The organism is Desulfoluna sp. HI9BLuna, assembly GCF_056829775.1.
Map to the genome: position 1 here is coordinate 260,889 of NZ_CP186555.1, position 18,677 is coordinate 279,565.

Annotated in this window: 18 protein-coding genes and 1 riboswitch; of the genes, 8 read left to right on the forward strand and 10 right to left on the reverse strand. The window is 59.9% G+C overall.

From position 1 onward, the window contains the following. Nucleotides 1-8 precede the first annotated feature (8 nt). Nucleotides 9-100, forward strand: a riboswitch (TPP riboswitch). Nucleotides 101-179: 79 nt separating this feature from the next. Continuing rightward, nucleotides 180-1,013, forward strand: a complete 834-nt coding sequence (thiM, locus tag ACOYW0_RS00830; protein ID WP_482416707.1) for a hydroxyethylthiazole kinase — start codon at nt 180-182, stop codon at nt 1,011-1,013. After that, nucleotides 1,010-1,642, forward strand: a complete 633-nt coding sequence (gene thiE / locus ACOYW0_RS00835; protein WP_482416708.1) for a thiamine phosphate synthase — start codon at nt 1,010-1,012, stop codon at nt 1,640-1,642. Before thiM ends, thiE begins: the two co-directional genes overlap by 4 nt. 486 nt (nt 1,643-2,128) lie before the next feature. Here the strand turns inward: thiE and ACOYW0_RS00840 are convergent, their stop codons facing one another. Genes ACOYW0_RS00840 through ACOYW0_RS00850 form a run of 3 tightly spaced genes read right to left on the reverse strand, consistent with a single transcriptional unit; the run spans nt 2,129 to nt 4,957 of the window. Then, nucleotides 2,129-2,803 carry a M15 family metallopeptidase gene (locus ACOYW0_RS00840; protein WP_482416709.1) on the reverse strand — a complete coding sequence of 225 codons (675 nt, stop codon included), beginning with the start codon at nt 2,801-2,803 and terminating at the stop codon, nt 2,129-2,131. Next, on the reverse strand, nt 2,800-3,291 hold the full coding sequence (locus ACOYW0_RS00845) for a hypothetical protein (RefSeq protein ID WP_482416710.1): 492 nt from the start codon (nt 3,289-3,291) through the stop codon (nt 2,800-2,802). The genes ACOYW0_RS00840 and ACOYW0_RS00845 overlap by 4 nt, the downstream gene beginning before the upstream one ends. Before the next feature lie 46 nt (nt 3,292-3,337). Continuing rightward, complete coding sequence (locus ACOYW0_RS00850; RefSeq protein WP_482416711.1) at nt 3,338-4,957, reverse strand: sigma-54 interaction domain-containing protein; 1,620 nt, start codon at nt 4,955-4,957, stop codon at nt 3,338-3,340. A 203-nt stretch (nt 4,958-5,160) separates the two neighbouring features. Between ACOYW0_RS00850 and ACOYW0_RS00855 the strand changes: the two genes are divergently transcribed. From ACOYW0_RS00855 to ACOYW0_RS00865, 3 genes are all read left to right on the forward strand, one after another. Beyond that, nucleotides 5,161-6,963: an acyl-CoA dehydrogenase family protein gene (locus ACOYW0_RS00855; protein WP_482416712.1), complete on the forward strand. Its 1,803-nt coding sequence runs from the start codon at nt 5,161-5,163 to the stop codon at nt 6,961-6,963. Nucleotides 6,964-7,007: 44 nt separating this feature from the next. Continuing rightward, on the forward strand, nt 7,008-7,751 hold the full coding sequence (locus ACOYW0_RS00860) for an enoyl-CoA hydratase/isomerase family protein (protein WP_482416713.1): 744 nt from the start codon (nt 7,008-7,010) through the stop codon (nt 7,749-7,751). Nucleotides 7,752-7,891: 140 nt separating this feature from the next. Then, nucleotides 7,892-8,299, forward strand: a complete 408-nt coding sequence (locus tag ACOYW0_RS00865) for a hypothetical protein (protein ID WP_482416714.1) — start codon at nt 7,892-7,894, stop codon at nt 8,297-8,299. Between the two features lie 180 nt (nt 8,300-8,479). Here ACOYW0_RS00865 and ACOYW0_RS00870 read toward each other — a convergent pair whose 3' ends face one another. The 7 genes from ACOYW0_RS00870 to ACOYW0_RS00900 form a co-directional block, all read right to left on the reverse strand. Further along, entirely contained in the window at nt 8,480-8,848 is a 369-nt protein-coding gene (locus ACOYW0_RS00870; RefSeq protein WP_180140954.1) for a (2Fe-2S) ferredoxin domain-containing protein, read from the reverse strand. A 104-nt stretch (nt 8,849-8,952) separates the two neighbouring features. Next, nucleotides 8,953-9,513, reverse strand: a complete 561-nt coding sequence (locus ACOYW0_RS00875; RefSeq protein WP_482416715.1) for an ATP-binding protein — start codon at nt 9,511-9,513, stop codon at nt 8,953-8,955. Beyond that, nucleotides 9,510-10,280, reverse strand: coding sequence for a PHP domain-containing protein (locus ACOYW0_RS00880; protein ID WP_482416716.1), 771 nt, complete (start codon nt 10,278-10,280; stop codon nt 9,510-9,512). The genes ACOYW0_RS00875 and ACOYW0_RS00880 overlap by 4 nt, the downstream gene beginning before the upstream one ends. Beyond that, a complete protein-coding gene (locus tag ACOYW0_RS00885; RefSeq protein WP_482416717.1) occupies nt 10,277-10,618 on the reverse strand; it encodes a DRTGG domain-containing protein in 342 nt (113 codons plus the stop codon). Before ACOYW0_RS00885 ends, ACOYW0_RS00880 begins: the two co-directional genes overlap by 4 nt. After that, the gene (locus ACOYW0_RS00890) at nt 10,596-11,972 is read right to left on the reverse strand and encodes a [Fe-Fe] hydrogenase large subunit C-terminal domain-containing protein (protein WP_482416718.1); all 1,377 of its coding nucleotides are present in this window, start codon (nt 11,970-11,972) and stop codon (nt 10,596-10,598) included. The genes ACOYW0_RS00885 and ACOYW0_RS00890 overlap by 23 nt, the downstream gene beginning before the upstream one ends. Further along, complete coding sequence (locus ACOYW0_RS00895; RefSeq protein ID WP_180140943.1) at nt 11,969-12,403, reverse strand: ATP-binding protein; 435 nt, start codon at nt 12,401-12,403, stop codon at nt 11,969-11,971. Before ACOYW0_RS00895 ends, ACOYW0_RS00890 begins: the two co-directional genes overlap by 4 nt. Before the next feature lie 212 nt (nt 12,404-12,615). Next, on the reverse strand, nt 12,616-12,969 hold the full coding sequence (locus ACOYW0_RS00900; RefSeq protein ID WP_482416719.1) for a DRTGG domain-containing protein: 354 nt from the start codon (nt 12,967-12,969) through the stop codon (nt 12,616-12,618). 454 nt (nt 12,970-13,423) lie between these two features. On the opposite strand from ACOYW0_RS00900, the gene ACOYW0_RS00905 reads away from it, so the two are divergent. The 3 genes from ACOYW0_RS00905 to fdhF all read left to right on the forward strand — a co-directional run bounded on the left by ACOYW0_RS00905 (nt 13,424) and on the right by fdhF (nt 18,604). Continuing rightward, the gene (locus ACOYW0_RS00905; RefSeq protein WP_180140939.1) at nt 13,424-13,918 is read left to right on the forward strand and encodes an NADH-quinone oxidoreductase subunit NuoE family protein; all 495 of its coding nucleotides are present in this window, start codon (nt 13,424-13,426) and stop codon (nt 13,916-13,918) included. Between the two features lie 153 nt (nt 13,919-14,071). Continuing rightward, nucleotides 14,072-15,859: an NADH-quinone oxidoreductase subunit NuoF gene (gene nuoF / locus ACOYW0_RS00910; RefSeq protein WP_482416720.1), complete on the forward strand. Its 1,788-nt coding sequence runs from the start codon at nt 14,072-14,074 to the stop codon at nt 15,857-15,859. 27 nt (nt 15,860-15,886) lie between these two features. Continuing rightward, complete coding sequence (fdhF, locus tag ACOYW0_RS00915; RefSeq protein WP_482416721.1) at nt 15,887-18,604, forward strand: formate dehydrogenase subunit alpha; 2,718 nt, start codon at nt 15,887-15,889, stop codon at nt 18,602-18,604. Nucleotides 18,605-18,677 lie beyond the last annotated feature (73 nt).

The following is an 18,677-nucleotide window of genomic DNA, read 5'->3' on the forward strand; positions in this document are numbered from 1 at the left end:
TCCACAAGCCGTACACGCAGGGGTGGCTTAAGGCCTGAGATCATACCCGTTGAACCTGATCCGGATCATGCCGGCGAAGGGAATTGCGAAGCGCATCGATCTTTCTTTTTGGGGGGCAGTCGCCCCCCTCTCAAGCCCTCCTCAGCCGTTTTTCAACCAATGCATAAGGATTTAGGATTGTGAACGACCTTGCCCTAAAAGCAGCTGAGAACCTATCAAAAATCAGGGAATCCAACCCCCTTGTCCACAACATCACCAACTACGTGGTGATGAACTACACAGCCAACGCCCTCCTTTCCCTGGGGGCCTCGCCGGTGATGGCCCACGCGGAAAACGAGGTGGAGGAGATGGCCTCCTTTGCCGGTGCCCTGGTCCTCAACATCGGCACCTTGAGTGACCCGTGGATCCGGGCGATGATCTCGGCAGGAGCCAAAGCCCGCTCCCTGGGCACCCCGGTGATTTTAGATCCCGTGGGCTCCGGGGCCACCGCCTTGAGGACCCGCACCGCCACCCGCCTCATCCGGGAAGCGGGGGTCACCCTTATCCGTGGCAACGCCTCGGAGATCCTCTCCCTGCAACAGGCAGGCTCCGGCACCCGCGGCGTAGATGCCGTGGACACCGTTGAAGAGGCCGCGGCCATGGCCTCGACCCTGTCAACGGAACTGGGCGCCACCATCGCCATCACCGGCCCGGAGGACATCGTCACCGACGGCGCACGCACGGCAAAGATCCGGGGCGGCCACCCCCTCATGGCACGGGTCACGGGAACGGGCTGCACGGCTACGGCCATTACCGGGGCCTTTGCGGCCGTGGATCCCGACCCCTTTACCGCGGCCTGCTCTGCCCTGGCCTTCTTCGGAATGGCCGGGCAAAAAGCGGCCGAAAAAGCCTCGGCACCGGGAAGCTTTATGATCGCCCTTCTGGACGCCCTCTACACCCTCACCCCCGAGGAGCTGCACACCGGGTGCGCCATGGATGTCATTGGCTCTGGCCCAAAGGAACAGCGCCCATGAACCGCCCTTCAACCGTGGACTACGCCCTGTACCTGGTGACGGACCAAAAGCTCTCCAGAGGACGCAGCACCCTGGAGATCGTCCGTGGGGCTGTCTTCGGGGGCGTCACCTGCGTTCAGCTGCGGGAAAAAGAGGCCTCCACACGCACCTTCATCGAGGAGGCCCGCGCGCTAAAGGCATGGCTGGATGATAAAGGGGTGCCCCTGATCATCAACGACAGGGTGGATGTGGCCCTGGCCGTGGGCGCCTCCGGCGTCCACCTGGGACAGAGCGACATGCACATCCGCGATGCCAGAAGACTTCTGCCCCCGGAGGCCCTCATCGGGATCTCCGCAGAATCCCTGGAGGATGCCCTGGCCGCAGAGCGCGAGGGAGCGGAGTACATTGGCGTCAGCCCTGTGTTTGCCACCCCCACCAAAACCGACACCGCCCTGCCCCTGGGCCTTGACGGGGTGAGGCGAATCCGTGCAGCGGTGGGCATCCCCGTTGTCGGCATCGGGGGCATCGGCATGGCAAACGCGGCCGAGGTCATGGCGGCAGGGGCCGACGGCATCGCCGTGGTCTCGGCCATCGTGGCCGCAGACGATCCGCAAAAGGCCGCAAGGGGTCTTAAAAAAAAGATTGGATAAAACGAGGCGAGCGGGCGTACGGCTGGGCTGAGGGTAAAACGGATTTCAGCGCCCCGCTCGGATAGCCATTGGGGAATAATGATTACAATTCAGTTTATGCCTCAGGAGGCCCTGCCGGAGGCTAAACTTTTGCCTGATCTTACAACGACGGGTTTAACAAACAGGGCTTCACAGTTCTTCGAAAATGCCGTTTGGGCCTTGATTATCGTTTGGCCGCGACCTTCAAAAAAAACCGGAAAAATCGACCGAAACGGAGCGCCGCACACAGGGGCGGCTTTTTAATCCGTCGTTACCCGTGCCGCACAGGAGTGCGGCGCTCCATAAGGACAAGGGTGTTTGGGACGTGATGCAAATAGACCGATGGCCCAAACGATGATCATGTTTGAAGGGCAACTGCGATTTTCTCTGAGGAACGAAGGGTAAGCGCATTGGCTACCGGCTTTCGAGGTGGCACACCTCGCCGCCGGAGGCTCTTTTTATGATACCTTACTCTATGATGTGATACCTGGCCCGTGCTTCTGATTTGGGCATGCCGTTAAAATGCCACCACTCAAAGGAGAGGGGCAAAAATCCGGCGCCCGTCATGACATCGGCCAAGAGCTTTCGGTTGTCGCGCTGTCTTGGGGAAAGCTTTTTGCCGAGTTTTTTCATGGCAAACATGGCGCAGAGTTCAAGCCTGCTCTTGCGAAACGGGGTAAAGCCCATGTCCAGCTCCTTGCCCCGGCCGTCCACGATGGTGATGTCCACGGCAATGCCGTAGTTATGCATGGACCCTCGGGCGGGGTTTGCCACGAACTTTTCAAACCGGGTCCCCTTCATTTTATCGTACATCCTCTTTGAAACGCTCCGTGGGCGCGCCGCATCCAGGATAAGGAGAGAGTACTCCGAATGCCTTCTCTTCAGCCCGTCCTGGGCTTTGGCGAGCTTGGCGGCAACCTCTTTTTGGAGGTAGGCCGCCTTAAGGCCGGAGTAGAAGTCTTCCCGGAAATAATTTTTGCGGGGATCCGAGTTCACCAGGTCCACCTGAATGGTCACATCCATTTGATGCACGTCCACAAGACCGGCTTGGATAAAGATCTCCTCGATCCCATTTGCGTGGGCCCCACCCGCGGCCCACAGCATCACCATGCTCAACAGCACATATTTTTTCAAAACAGTCATCCGGCCTCCTTACCACGGGCAGAACGGATCACGCGCAGCCCCATGAGCCCAAGGGCCAGCCCCAAAACCGACATCCAAAAATCGGCCTCCACGGTCCATCGCCAGTCCCCGCGTTCCTTGTGAAACGTATAGGAGGTTTCAACCGTTTTCCCCCGGCTATACCCCGTGTAATCCAGATACGAATCCACATCGATAAAGCACAGCTGGCCGGTCTCGGTGGTCCCCCACACGGTATACGACTGCCGGGAAGGAGACGCCATGGTGGAAAACCGGGTCCCACCGCTTCCCCCGGGCCTTCCCGGTTCATACAGCGACATGGTCAAGGTGATGGTCACCGGCCCTTCACCCCGGCAACGGCCTTTGTCGTAACAGGCATACACAACAAGAAAAAAAAGGGGGATCAAAACCACCCCCACATACCCCAGGATAAACACACGCTGACTCTGCCACACCGATGCCGATCGCTTCCCGGCCCCTATGTCCATCATTTCCTCTACCACCTGATGCCTCTCCCCCATGACCTTTTGTTCCCTGTCACCTGTTTTCCCTGTTTCCCCTATCACCTGTTTTCCCTGTTCCCCCTGCCTTATCCACCTTCTTCCTCACCCCCAGCCCCAGCTTCTTCATCCGGCTCCTCAAGGTGGACGGGTGCATCCCCAAAAGCTCGGCTGCGCCCCCCGGCCCCTCCACCTTGCAACCGGAAAGGGACAGGGCCTCGCGGATATGATTTCTCACGGCCTCATCCATGGACGGGAACCCTTCCACGGCGTTATTCGGCAGACGGGTCTCGGACAAGGAAGCCTTCGGCTCCCAGAGAAGGTTGTCAAAGGAGAGATGGCGGCCCCTGCCGACGATGAGGGCCCGTTCGATGACGTTCTGGAGTTCCCGGATGTTGCCGGGCCAGTCGTAGGCAGTGAGCTGGCGAACCGCCGATTCGGTGAGCCCGGGCGCTGGTTCCATGTTCAGCTCCCGGGACTTGCGGGCAACAAAGCAGGTGGCCAGCTCAGGGATATCCTGTTTCCTGGCCCGCAAGGGCGGCACCCGGATGGGAAAGACGTTGAGTCGGAACCAGAGGTCCTCACGGAATCTCTTCTCCTTGACCATGGCAAACAGGTCCCTGTTGGTGGCCACCACCACGCGCACATCCACGGAGACGGGCCAGCTGCCCCCCACCCGGTTGAACTCCAGGGTCTGGAGCACCCTCAGAAGCTTGACCTGGGCGGCAGGGGGAAGCTCCCCGATTTCATCTAAAAAAATGGTGCCGCCGTCGGCCTGCTCGAAGTAGCCCCGCTTCAGGCGGGTGGCTCCGGTAAAAGCCCCTTTTTCGTGTCCGAAGAGCTCGCTGTCCAGAAGGCCTTCGGCTATGGCCCCGCAGTTCACCCGGACCATGGGGCCCCTGCTGCGCCCGGAGGCCCGATGGATGGCGTTGGCCACCACCTCTTTGCCGGTGCCGGTCTCCCCAAGGATCAGCACCGGGCTGTCCAGGGCCGCCACCTGATTCACCATGGCCGAAACCTCCCGGAGCCCGGAGTCCACCCCGATCACCTGCTCGTCTCGGTTATGCCCCAGGCGATGCTCCAGCTGTTTTTTTTCCGATGAGAGACGCTCGTTCTCGCACACCAGGTCCCTGTGGTGCAAAAGGTTCAGCACCGCACCGATAAGGGGCCGCCGGATAAGCTTCATCAGGGCGACGTCCCTTGCCCCGTAGGCATGGTCACCGCCCACCACCATGCCGAACCCACCCACCAGGGGCGGCACGATATCAAACCCCATGGTCACCACGGAAAAGTCGTTCTTCCGTGAATAGAGGGGTTTTTCCACATGGCTTAAAAAATGGGCATGGATGCTCTTGAGCATGGGGCTGTCCGCACTCTCCAAAATCCGAACCACCCCGTGGGCCTGGTCCCTGATCTCCTTGAAGTGCTCCCAGGAGAGCTGGATGTGCTCGTCGATGAGCCTGCCGCGCTTCACCGTGGCTTCGGCGAGGTACCGCATGGTCTGGGCCGAGGTGTCCAGCACAAAAACGTGGACCAGGTCCAGGGGCAGGAACTCTTTGAGCAAAAGAAGGGTTTCATGGAGCGACTTGTCGATCTCAAGGCTGCTGTAGAGGCACTGGGTGATGTCCCGTACCAGCCTGCTCTCGTCCTGTGTCATGGGCTCTCCCGCGAAATACAGTGGATAGTCTAAATACCACCGAAAAGAACTACTACATATCGCGGAAATTCACCAGAAACAATCGCAAGGGGCCCGAGAAGAGGGCCTCGCTGAAATGGCATGCAAGTTGCTGATCACAATAGCACCATCTTCTTGCTACGTTGACCATAGAAGGCTGTTTTTTATGAGCTGAAAGGATAATCATGGCGAACAAATTCGTGAGTATGCGCAACCTCAAATTCACCCTCCACGAAGTCGTGGGCACCGATGCCCCGGCCACGGGGACCCCAGCAAACGGTCACACCCGAAAATCCATGGACATGGTTCTGGATGCGGCCTTTGATTTTGCCAAAAAGGCCCTGCACCCCATCTTCGAGGAAATGGACAGGAACCCGCCGGAGCTTGTGGACGGCACCGTGGCCGTGCACCGGGATGTCCGCGCCATATTGGAGACCCTTGGAAAAGACGGCTGGATTGCGGCGACCTTTCCCCAGGAGTGGGGTGGGGAGGACATGCCAGCAAGCCTCTTGCACGCCGTGTACTTTATCTTTGCGTCTGCCAACTACTCGGCATCCGTCTACTCCGGGCTCACCATGGGGGCTGCCAACCTCATCCTCACCTTTGGTTCGGATGAGCTGCGCAACCAGTTTCTTCCCCCCATGCTGGAGGGAAAGTGGCAGGGCACCATGGCCCTCACCGAGCCTGAAGCCGGTTCTTCCCTGGGGGACCTCACCACCTGCGCCACTCCCATGTCCGACGGCACCTACCGCATCAAGGGGGAGAAAATCTTTATCTCCGCAGGGGACCACGACGCCGTGGACAACGTGGTGCACCTCATGCTTGCCCGCATGGACGGGGCACCGGCAGGGGTCAAAGGGATCTCCCTGTTTGCCGTGCCCAAACTGAGGCAAAGCAGGGACGGGGAACTCATATCCAACGACGTCACCGTCACCCAGGTTTTCCACAAAATGGGGTACCGCGGGGCTCCCATCACCGCCCTTGCCTTGGGCGACCGGGACGACTGCACGGGCTATCTGGTGGGCGAGCCCAACCGGGGCCTCTCCTATATGTTCCAGATGATGAACGGCGCCCGCCTGGAGGTGGGCATGGGAGCCACAGCCATTGCCACGGCAGCCTACCACGCAGCCCTGGACTACGCCAAAAGTCGAAAACAGGGCCGCCGAATCACCGACGGCACCGGTGGGGCGCCGGTCCCCATCATCGAGCATCAGGATGTCAAGCGCATGCTCCTGTTCCAGCGGGCCATCTCCGAAGGGGCCCTCTGCCTCATCCTGCAATGCAGCAGATACGAGGAACGCATGCACACCGGGCCTGAAGAAGAGAAGGCAGACCACAAGCTGCTTTTGGAGCTGCTCACCCCGGTGGCCAAGACCTTCCCCTCTGAGCTGGGGATCCACTCAACCAGCGCCAGCATCCAGTGCTTCGGAGGGTACGGGTACTGCGAAGACTTTCCCGTGGAGCAGCACTTTCGGGACATGCGCATCCATGCCATCCACGAGGGCACCACCGGCATCCAGGGCATGGACCTTTTGGGCAGGAAGGTGATGATGAAAAACGGAAAAGCCCTTCAACTGCTGGATCGGGAGATGGAGGCCACCATGGAACAGGCCAAGGCCTGCCCGGAGCTCCTCGACCATATCCAGGCCCTTTCCGACGCCAAAAAGGCCCTGGCCTCCACCACCATGGGGCTGGGCGGCGTGGCCATGGAAAAGGGGCCCGAGGCCTTCCTTGCCAACGCCACCGTCTACCTCGAACTCTTCGGGTACGTCGCCGTGGCCTGGCAGTGGCTGGCCCAGATGACCGTGGCCTCCCAAAAACTCTCTGAACAGAAAATCCGCACGTCGGATCGCCTCTTTTACCAGGGCAAACTGGCGGTGGGCCGCTACTACTTCACCCACGAACTGCCGAAAACAGGGCCGTTGTCCGTTACCCTCACCCGGCCACCCGTCTCCCTCGAAACAGAGACGGCCTGCTTTACAGACTGATAAAGGGTACCCACCCCGTATCGCAACAATCGAAGGAGAACCACATGGAACCGTTTGTTTACAAAAAAGAAGGAAAAATAGGCCGCCTGACCTTCAACCGGCCTGAAAAATACAACGCCTTTGACTTAGAGACAGTGGAGGCCTTTGAGGCCTTCCTGGCCGAGCGACGGCACGACGAAGAGACCACGGTCCTTGTTCTGGACGGAGGCGAATCCAAGGGCTTTTGCGCGGGCCTGGACACCGAGGCCTATGCCCCGGAGATCTTCAAAATGACCCCGGTGAAGGCCTATGACGCCCAGGCCCGCATGAGCCGTTTGTTCCTTGCCATGCGCCGCATTCCCCAGCCCGTTATCGCCTGCGTCCACGGAGCGGCCGCTGGCATCGGGTTTTCCCTGGCCATGGCCTCGGACATTCGAATCCTTGCGGAAAACGCACGGTTTTCCGCCGCCTACATCAACATTGGCCTGGGTGGGGCGGATATGGCCTCCAGCTACTTTTTACCCCGGCTCATCGGATCGGGGAGGGCCTACGAGTACCTTTTGACCGGAAACTGGATGGATGCCCCCACCGCCCTATCCCTGGGCTTTGCCTCCCGTGTGGTCACCAAAGGGGAGATGATCGACACCGCCATGGAGTTGGCCGTTGCCATGACCGAAAAGAACCCCATGGGGGTCCGCATGACCAAGGAGGCCATCAACGCCAACCTCGACTGCGCCGGGCTGGAAGCCGCCCTGCAGATGGAGGACAGGAACCAGATGATGATCGCTTACACCTACAGGATGAAATAAAAACAGGTGATAGGTTAATTAGGTCATAGATTATAGGGTAAAGGGCAATAGGATGCAGGGAGCATCCCTGCACCCCGCCAAAAAAAGAGCGGACGCAACCATGCACCTCACATGCCTTATTAATAAGGGGACTCAAAACGATGCAACCCTTTGACACGTCCAGCGGCGAGGTAAATCATCGGCCCCACATGGCCCACGGCCCATGCGGGTTCCGCTTGCTCTCCTGCGCCGGAGAGTCGGCCGTGGTCGCAGTCGCCCAGATACCGGAAGCCATGTGCGGCCACGGCAAACTGATCACAAGCGGTCTCCTTGTAGCCGTACTGGACGAATTGATGAACCGGACGGCCCGGGTGTATCTCGGGCCGGGCTTTACCATGAGCAACATGCGCGTTGTCTTTCCCTCTCCCCTTTTCAACACAGGCACCCTCAAAGGAAAGGGCTGTGTGACCGATTTCGGGAAGCAGGGTGAGGCAGCCGTGGAAGGGATCGTCTTCGACCACGGACACGGTATCGCCGCCAGGGCAACCTCCCGGTGGGTAAGGCCATGATGGAAAAGGCGTTTTAAGGGCAATGGCCCTTTGCGTCGCTTCATCCCACAAAAAAGGCGGCACGGCCACACTGAAGCCATGCCGCCTCATCGACGGATTCTCTTGTCACTTGTCACGAGTCCGTTTGTCTCCGGCAGGGCCGCCGGAGGCAAACTCTCGTTGAAAATCCCTTGCCGACAGCTACATCGTCGCCATGGCAAAATCGGACTGCACCTCCCCCAGGATCACGTGGCGCTTAAACACCTGCCTCATCTTGTTGGCGTCCATGAACTGATACGCCACGGGCTGTTCCCCGTCGATCTCCACGGTGACGTTGGGCTCACTGCTGCACATGCCCAGGCAGCCTGCGGCCATCACGCGGATGTCGCTTCGATCGCACGCGTCCATCTCTTCCATCAGGGCATCCATGACGGCCCGGGCACCGGAAGCGATGCCGCAGGTCCCCATGTGCACCGTCACAAGCACCCTGGCCTTTCCTTCACGAAGTGAAATATCCTTGGATACTTTTTCTTTGAGTGCTTTGAGGTCTGCAACAGAGAGCTTTGCCATATCAACGTCTCCTTCCCAATAGGATAATCGTAGGTAATGTAGGTCATAGGGTTCAGATCATAGATCATTGGGGCCAGGGAACCATGCGTCCTGGCCATGGCCCGTCATCTATCATCTGCCCGTTCAGTTCTGAGGGTTTCAAGTTCCTCTTCGATACCGGCTTTCAAGTGCCTGAGCACGGCGGGTTCATTTAAGGGGATCCCTTCCAGCTCCTGCCGAATGGTTCGCGTGTCAAACAGAAATTCGCGCCCATTGTACAGGTGGCGATAGAGAAAATCCACCTCCGGGTACCCGGCCATGAGAACTTCCATGGTCATGGCCATATCCCCCAAGGGGGCCCGGTCGATATGATCATACACAAAGGAGCAGAAAACACGGGAGCCTTTTCCCTCCTCGGAGGCAAAGGAAAAACGCCCGTCACACCGTTCGGCCGCGGCCTGGAGCAAGGAGAGCCCCATGCCCACGCGCCGGGTGGTGCGGGAGGTAAAAAAGGGATCCGCCACCTTTGCCTGCTGCTCGGGCGAAAGCCCCTTACCGTTGTCCGACATGGTGATGGACAGCCAGTTGTTTTCAACATCCTCATCCACCACAAGGGTCATCAGGTTGCCCCCTGCGGCGATGCCGTTTTCCACCACGTCCAGAATGTGCAGGGAGATCTCTCTCACGCAGACCTCCACGATGACGCCACACATTGCTGCCCTTCAAAGCCTTGCACGGCCCGTCCGGCCTCCCCGCGAAGGGCCATGGAGAGCTCGGCAAAGGTCGGTGCTTCCACGTCCAACAAGGTGATCCAGCGCCCCACATCCTCGGGGTAGTGGGCATCTGAGGCCGTCACCACAGGAAACCCGGCGGCCTGGGCAAGATCAAAGCCTCCGTGAATGCCGGGCAGTGTCACCTCCACGGCGTCCGGGGCAAAATCGGGGGGCATAAAACCGAGCTGGGAGATCACGGAAAAACTGGGCCGATCGATGTGGGCACAGATCACCAGCCCGCCTGATCTTCGCACCGCCTCCGCCACCTCCCTTAGCCCCTGGTCCAGGGCGCCCATGAGCAAATCGGTGCACTCCTCGGTAAACCGGCCCTCGGCGTCGGCTTCAATCTGGTACCCGAACACCTCCGGGGTGTTGGTCCCCGACAGGTGGGCATCCAGGTACCCCTGAAACCCGCGGGCCTCTTCAAGGCCTTCAAACAAAGCCACCACATGGACCTCTTCGGCCGTGCAGATCTCGCAGCCGGGAAGCACGCAGAGTTTTTCTCCCCGGGCAGCTTCCATCACGGCGGCGCAATTGCCCGTGCTGTTGTGATCGCAGATGGCGATGAGGTCGAGCCCCGCCCGTAATGCCCTGTCCACCACCCGCTTGGGATCCATGGAGAGATCCCCACAGGGCGACAGGCAGGTGTGGATATGCAGGTCGGCGGTTACGCGCCTCATGGGCAGCCGAGCCCTTCGCTGTAAAGTTGTCCGGCAAGCTCGTAGGCATTGCCCTTCCAGGTGAGAAGCGGGATGCCTTCGGCTTCGGCCTTGGCACAGGTCTCTTTGTCGGGGGCATTTCCCGAGGCGATGACCACCGCCGCAAACTCACGGAGAACAGCCACGGCCACGATGTTCTGGTGCCCCTGCACGGTGATCCAGACCGAGGCCTGGCCTGCGTGGGCGATCACTTCACTTAACAGGTCGCCGCAATATCCGAACCGAACCTCCCGGTCCAATCCTTTTTCTCCGGCCACAACTTCCAGGCCGTATCGTTCAACCAAGTCCCTGACACGCATGCCCGCACTCCTTGCTGTTGATAAATGTCATCACCTGCTCGCCTGTCATGCCCCTGGCCCGAAGCAGCAGGCAGGCATCCACGGGCACTTCACCACGCACCACGTCCTCTGCAAAGGTGCGGCAGTCCGGGGCGCCGCAGGCAGCGCAGTCCCGGCCGTTGATCAGCTGGATCAACCCGTCGATCTTTCGCATCTCCTCAATGGTAAAGGGGGTGCCGGTAAACCCGTCCCCTTCGCTCCCCTTCTGCTCCGAACGCTTGGAAAAAAACCACTCTTTTTCGTAGAGCCTGTTGATGCGATCCCGGTTGAGGCGCTTGCCCGTGCCCAGAAGGTTAATCATCCGAAGGCTGGCGCTCTTGGCCAGGTATTTATCGATGGCTGTCAGGGCACCGCCGATGCACCCTTCGGTGCAGGCGCGAAGCTCGATGTACTCCGTGTCGCGAAACAGGCCCATCTCAATTTTCTCAAGCATGCTCACGGTCTCTTCCAGCCCGGAGACAGACAGGGATTTTTCGATATCCGAGGCCACGGTCTCCCCCCCGCTCATGCCCCAGAGAAGGCCGTCGCCGGAGGTGCACTGCTCGAATTCGTAACTGGCAAAGGCCATGGGGATGGCCTCAATGTTTCGCACATGTTCCACCTCTTTTGCCAGTCGGGAATAGATATCACAGATACCCATAGCGTATGGGCCGTCATTGGTAAAGCTCTGATCCGGCAACGCGGGGTCGTCCCCCTTTTTCGTGGGGCAGGGGTTGATGTAGACCATGTTGATGAACCCCTCGTTGACCCCGTAATGCTTGCTCAGGATGCGGGTCACCTTTTTGGCCATGATGGCCACGGGGCGCTTGATGGGATGGATGTGGGGGATCAGGCTCGGAAATCGGGCGTGAATCAGGCGCAGCACCACGGGGCAGACAGGCGAAATCAGGGGCCAGGGAGCCTCGCCGGTGCGCCGATTCTGGCGGACAAACTCTTCGGTGGCAAACTGGAACATCTCGAAAAAATAGGACATGTCCACGGTGTGGTGAAACCCGAGGCGCTTGAGGCCCTTTAAGATATCTTTGGGGAGGACGCCGGGAAACTGGGCGTAGAGGATGGGTGTCACAAGGGCCACGGAGATGTGGCTCTTTTTCAGTCTCGTCAGCTCGGTGGTGGCGGCACGGACGGCGCCCATGGGGCAGATCCTCAGGCAGTTGCCGCAGCCGATGCACGCCTCCTGCTTGTGCACGACCTTGCCGTTCCGGACGCGCAGGGCCTTGGTGGGGCACCCCCTGACGCACCGCGTGCACCCGTCGCACAACGTCGCATCAAAGCTGACGTAGCAACCCGCGGCCCCGGCATGTTCGGTGCTCATGGTTCCCCTCCGCCGACGGTGAACCGCATGGTCACGGCCGTCCCCCGGCCCGGCACGGAGTCCACCACAATGTCGTCGGAGTTTCGCTTCATGTTGGGCAACCCCATGCCGGCGCCAAATCCCATTTCGCGAAAGGCGTCGCTGGCCGTGGAGTATCCCTCCTGCATGGCCAGCTCGGTATTTTCAATCCCCGGCCCCGAGTCTTCCACATCCAGCCGAATCTCCTGGGGCGAAATCACCACCTTCAGCACCCCGTCTCCCCCGTGCATCACCAGGTTCATCTCCGCCTCATAGCCGCAGATGGAGACCCGCCTGACCAGCTCCGGGCGGAAATTAAGAGACTTCAACGTGTTCTTCACATGGATGGACGCTTCACCGGCGTGGTTGAAATCCCCGTACCGCACCGCATAGGTCCGTCTGAGTCGATTCATAGTTGCATAACTCCAAAAAAGCCTTCATCTATGACACACCCTCGAAAACACATGCGGGGACGGCCCACCCCGCCTTTCCCAGGCAGGCCCGGCCCCTGTTGCAAACACTGTAGCCCGAATATTTCATGAGAAAACGGCCACATCAAGACAATACGAGATCATTACAAGCTGTTACCCGAAAAAATCAGGTTTTTGAAATATCCGGCGTAGATCTATCGCTCCCCGTTGTGCCCCGCCATGCCGCTTGAGTAGAGCCTGCCGCAGGCCACAAACATGGAAAGCCGGGTAATCATCAAGGGAATCTCCTCTTTTTGCGCCAGGGCCACCACGTCTCCTGCGGGCTGCTTTCCCCGCACGAACACGAGGCCCCCCACGCCGGACACGGCGGCTGTGCGCACGGCCTGCTTTGTGGGCAGGCCCGTCAGCACAACGCCCCCGTCCGCAAAATAGGCCAGGATGTCGCTCATGAGGTCGCTGCCCCGGCAAATCTCAAACTCCCTGTCCAGATGCTGCTCGCCCGAAAGCAGTGTCGCATCCAGCACATCGACGATATCGGCAAGTTTCATGGTTCGACCCCGGTTGATCTGTCGTGGGAGGCACCCCGATAAACCGGGATGCCCATATTAAACGCCGTTTCACCTTGAAACAGCAGCCAAGTCCAGGCCGGCAGAGGGAAGACAAGAGGCCCCCCGGCATCTCAATCGGATCATTCACTAACAGAACAAAAAAGAAGGACGGTCAGACGCAACAGGTCCGGAGGAATGACCTTTCATCCTATATTTCATTGACCTACCACTGTCAATGGAAAGTAATTCCCCGAAAGGTATTCAATTTCTAATGCCAATTCCAATTTTCCCTTGCATTCTCCTCGACAAGCAATTATTCATCTTTAATGATACATAATAAATGACATTGAATGCCCTGAACGGCGTTCATACCGTAAACCACAGTCATCATATGACAACCTTACTAAATCACACGTAATCGAAGAGCACGGTTCTTCGGCTTGGAGACTTGCCCATGGCTATGGATCACCATCCCGAGCATCCGGATATCACCGCTGAGATGTGGACCCGCATCGACACCATCCTTGATGAGAACAGCCCCGTTCCCGGTTCGCTTATCACCGTCCTGCGCCTCTGCCAGGATACCGTAGGCTACCTTCCACCCATCCTTCTTGATTACATTGCCCAGGGCCTGGGCCTGGCATCGAGCCAGGTTTTCGGTGTGGCCACGTTTTACTCTCTTTTCTCCCTGAAACCCAAAGGGCGAAATATCATTAAAGCCTGCACCGGCACAGCATGTTATGTCAAAGGCATCAAGGAGGTCATGAACCATATCGGCAACAAATACGGCGTTTCCGAAGGCGAAACCATGGAGGACCGCCGTTTCACCCTGGAGGGTGTCCGCTGCCTGGGTGCCTGCGGCCTCGCCCCTGTCATGATCGTCAATGAGGACATCCACGGCAACGTTGACCCCAAAGATGTCACGGGAATCTTGGAGGAATACAAGTAACCGTATCGCGTCGAACGGCCTGACCGGGCAGCCCCTGCCGACGACAGGCCAAAGAACCCAAACTGCATGACGCCCCTGTCATCCATACCGTGAAGGCAAACGTCCACAAGGGCCCCAGGGCCTTCACAAGCGATTCCAACCCAGGAGAAAGAGATGAGTAAAACAAGAATGCAGCTGATGCTGTGCGGCGGCACGGGATGCCACGCCACCGGCAGCAAGCCTTTCCAGGAAGCGCTCAACGCCGAGCTGATCAACCGCGGGCTCGCAGACGAAATAAAAGTGGTGGAGACCGGCTGCAACGGCTTCTGCGCCGTGGGCCCCGTGATGCTGGTTCAACCCGAAGGAATTTTCTACCAGAAACTGTCCGTGGACGATGTTCCCGAGCTGGTGGAGGAGCACTTCCTCAAAGGCCGCCCCGTCCCCCGTCTCTTCTTCAAAGAGCACATGAGCAAGGAGAAGATCCCCCATATCGACGACATCCCCTTCTTCTCCAACCAGGTCTACCGGGCCATGAAAAACAAAGGGGCCATCGACCCGGAGGTCATCGACGAATACATCGCACGGGAGGGCTACTTTGGTTCGGCCAAGGCCCTGAACGAAATGAAACCCGAGGAGATCATCGAAGAGATGCTCACCTCCGGCCTCAGGGGCCGCGGAGGCGCCGGTTTCCCCACGGGTCTCAAGTGGAAATTCGCCAACTCCAGCATCGGGGATGAAAAATACGTCCTCTGCAACGCCGACGAAGGGGACCCGGGCGCCTTCATGGACCGAAGCATCCTGGAATCCGACCCCCACGTGGTCCTGGAAGGAATGACCATCGCGGCCAAGGCCATCGGCGCCAGCAAGGGTTACATCTACTGCCGCACCGAGTACCAGCTGGCCATCCACCGCCTGGAGATCGCCATTGCCCAGGCCAAGGAGTACGGCCTGCTGGGAGACGATATCCTGGGATCGGGATTCAACTTCGACATCGAAATTTACCAGGGTGCAGGCGCCTTTGTCTGCGGCGAGGAGACCGCCCTGATGCGCTCCATCGAGGGCAAGCGCGGCATGCCCCGCCCCCGTCCCCCCTTCCCCGCACAGAAAGGCCTCTGGGACAAGCCCACCATCTTGAACAACGTGGAGACCTTCGCCAACGTGCCCCAGATCATCATGAAAGGGGGCGAATGGTACGCCTCGGTGGGCACAGAAAAAAGCAAGGGAACCAAGGTCTTTGCCCTCTCCGGCGATGTCAACAACATCGGCCTCGTGGAAGTACCCATGGGCCTTCCCATCCGCACCCTGGTCTACGACATCGGCGGCGGCATCCCCAACAAGCGCAAATTTAAGGCGGTCCAGCTGGGCGGCCCCTCCGGCGGCTGCGTTCCCGAGCAGCATCTGGACACCCCCATCGACTATGAAGAGATCGCCAAGGTGGGAGCCATCATGGGCTCGGGCGGCGCCATCGTCATGGACGACCGCACCTGCATGGTGGACATGGCCCGCTTCTTCATGGATTTCATCCAGGAGGAGTCCTGTGGCAAATGCACCCCGTGCCGGGAGGGCACCCGCAGGATCCTTGAGATACTGGAAAAAATCTGCGAAGGTAAGGGGGAGGAGAGCGACCTCAAAGCCCTGGAAGAACTCAGCGAAGTGGCCAGCAACTCTGCCCTCTGCGGTCTCGGCCAGACCGCCGCCAACCCCGTGCTCTCCACCATGCGTTTCTTCATGGACGAGTACAAGGCCCACATCTTCGAAAAGCGCTGCCCGGCAAAAACCTGCCAGGCTCTCCTCAAGTTCACCGTGGACCCCGACAAATGCAAGAAATGCGGTCTCTGTTACAAGGCCTGTCCGGCGGATGCCATTGCCTGGCAGAAAAAAGAGGTGGCCGTCATCGACACGGACAAATGCGTGCAGTGCATGAGCTGCTACGACAAATGCCCCTTTGACGCCATCGACTAATGCATAACAGAAGGTGAGATTTTGGAGATGGAACACAAAGAGAAGAGAGTCGTCATCGACGAGACCCCCCTTCCCTTTACCGAGGGAGAGACCATCCTTGACGTTGCCCGACGCAACCACATTGATATCCCCACCCTCTGCCACCTCAAGGGGAGCACACCCACCGGGGCCTGCCGCATCTGCATGGTGGAGGTCAAAGGCGCCCGCACCCTCCTGACCGCCTGCACCGTTCCGGTGGAAGACGGCATGACGGTGCGCACCGAGACCCCCGAGATCATCCGCTCACGGCGCATGACCATTGAGCTGATGCTCTCCTCGGGCCGCCACGACGACTGCCTGGTATGCCCCTCATCCGGCGCCTGCCGCCTCCAGGAGCTCGCCTTCCGTTACAAGGTCAAGGGGACCGCTTTTAAAGACACCGGGGTCACCTACCCCATGGAAGCGGTGAACCCCTTTATCCTGAGGGATTTTTCCAAGTGCATCCTCTGCGGGCGCTGCGTCCAGGCCTGCAACGAGGTCCAGGTGAACGAAGCCATCGACTTCGGCTACCGGGGCGCCCGCACCAAGATCATCACCAAAGGCGACCTGCCCCTGAAGGACTCGGACTGCGTCTTCTGCGGGGAGTGCGTCCAGGCCTGCCCGGTGGCGGCCCTGGTGCCCAGGGACGCCCGCATGGTGCCGCGCCTCTCAGAGACCGATGCCGTCCGGACCACCTGCTCCTACTGCGGGGTGGGCTGCCAGGTGAACCTCCACGTCAAAAACAACCGGGTCTGGCACGTCACCGGCTGCGAAGACGCCGCCCCCAACTTCGGGAGCCTCTGCGTCAAGGGGCGGTACGGGTTTGACTTCATCGCCTCGGATCGTCGCCTCACCACCCCCCTCATCAAAGAGGACGGAGCGTTCCGGGAGGCCTCCTGGGACGAGGCTTTGGACCTTACGGCCAGGCGCCTCAAAGAGATCGCCGGTGCCCACGCAGATGCCGTGGGGGTCCTCACGTCCGCCCGCATCACAAATGAAGAGAACTACGTGGCCCAGAAGTTCACCCGCACGGTGCTGAAAACGAACAACATCGATCACTGCGCACGATTATGACACAGCTCCACGGTGGCCGGTCTGGCCGCCTCCCTCGGCAGCGGTGCCATGACAAACCCCATCTCGGACATTGATAAGGCCGATGTGATCCTCGTGACGGGCTCCAACACCACGGAGACCCACCCCGTCATCGCGGCGGCCGTGAAACGGGCCGCCAAATTCGGCGGGAAAAAGCTCATTGTGGCAGACCCCCGCGAGATCACCCTGAAACAACACGCCCACCTCTCCATGGCCCCCAGGCCCGGCGGTGATATTGCCTGGATCAACGGCATGATCCACGTGATCCTTGAGGAAGGACTTCAGGACAAGCGCTACATCCTGGAGCGCACCGAGGGCTTTGACGCCATGGCCAAATCCGTGGCTCCCTTCACCCCGGACTACGTGGAAACCATCACCGGCATCCCCAAAGAGACCCTGGTTGCCGCGGCGCGTCTCTACGCCAGCGCGGAAAAGGGCTCCATCCTCTATTGCATGGGCATCACCCAGCACGTCAACGGCACCGATGCCGTAAAAGCCCTGGCCAACCTGGCCATGCTCTGCGGCAACGTGGGCATTGAAGGCGGCGGGGTCAACCCGCTGCGCGGCCAGAACAACGTGCAGGGCGCCTGCGACATGGGGGGCCTGCCCGACGTCTACCCCGGCTACAGAAAAGTCCATGAAGAGGCCCACGCCCAGACCATGGAGAAAGCCTGGGGCGTCACCGGCCTCTCCCGCATCCCCGGCCTCACCGCCACGGAGATGGTGGACGCGGCCATCAAGGGCGACCTCAAAGCCCTGTACGTCATCGGCGAAAACCCCCTGGTCTCCGAGGCCGACCTCACCCACACGGAAAAAGGATTCGGCAACCTGGAGTTCCTCGTGGTTCAGGACATCTTCATGTCCGAAACCGCCCGGGCCGCCGACGTGGTCCTTCCGGCCCTGTGCTTTGCCGAAAAAGAGGGGACCTTTACCAACACGGAACGCCGCGTGCAGCGGGTGCACAAAGCCGTGGACGGCCCCCAGGGGGTCTCCACGGACTGGCAGATTATCTGCGACATCGCCCGGCGCATGGGAGAGGAGATGGGCTTTGGGTCCGCCGAAGCCATTTTCAACGAGCTGGCCACCGTAACCCCGACCTTCTCCGGCCTCTCCTACCCCCGCATTGAAAAGGAGGGCATCCCCTGGCCCTGTCCCACGGCAGACCATCCGGGCACGCCCCGCCTCCACGTCGGGACCTTTGCCAAGGGCAAAGGCACCTTCCACCCCATCGCGTGGACACCGCCCGCTGAGGTCACGGACGAGGAGTATCCCCTGGCCCTGACCACCGGCCGGGTCCTGTACCACTACCACACCGGCACCATGACCCGAAAATCCAAGGGGCTCAACGAACGCTCACCAGAGTGCTTCGTGGAGATGGAGGGCACCGACGCCAAAGCCCTCGGCCTTGCCGACGGCACCATGGCCACCATCACCTCCCGGCGGGGAGAGATCACCGCCAAGGTCAAGGTCAGCCGCCGCATGGGCAAAGGGACGGTCTTTATCCCCTTCCACTTTGCCGAGGCTGCCGCCAACCGCCTGACCAACGCCAAGCTGGATCCGGTATCCAAGATCCCGGAGTTCAAGGTGTGTGCGGTGCGCATCGCCCCGGCTCCCGGAGGCCTGGGAGAAACCTGAGACCTTGCAGGCGACAGGTAGAATAAACCGAAGCCCCATGCCCCTCAACCCATGACCTTCATAATCCGACCTC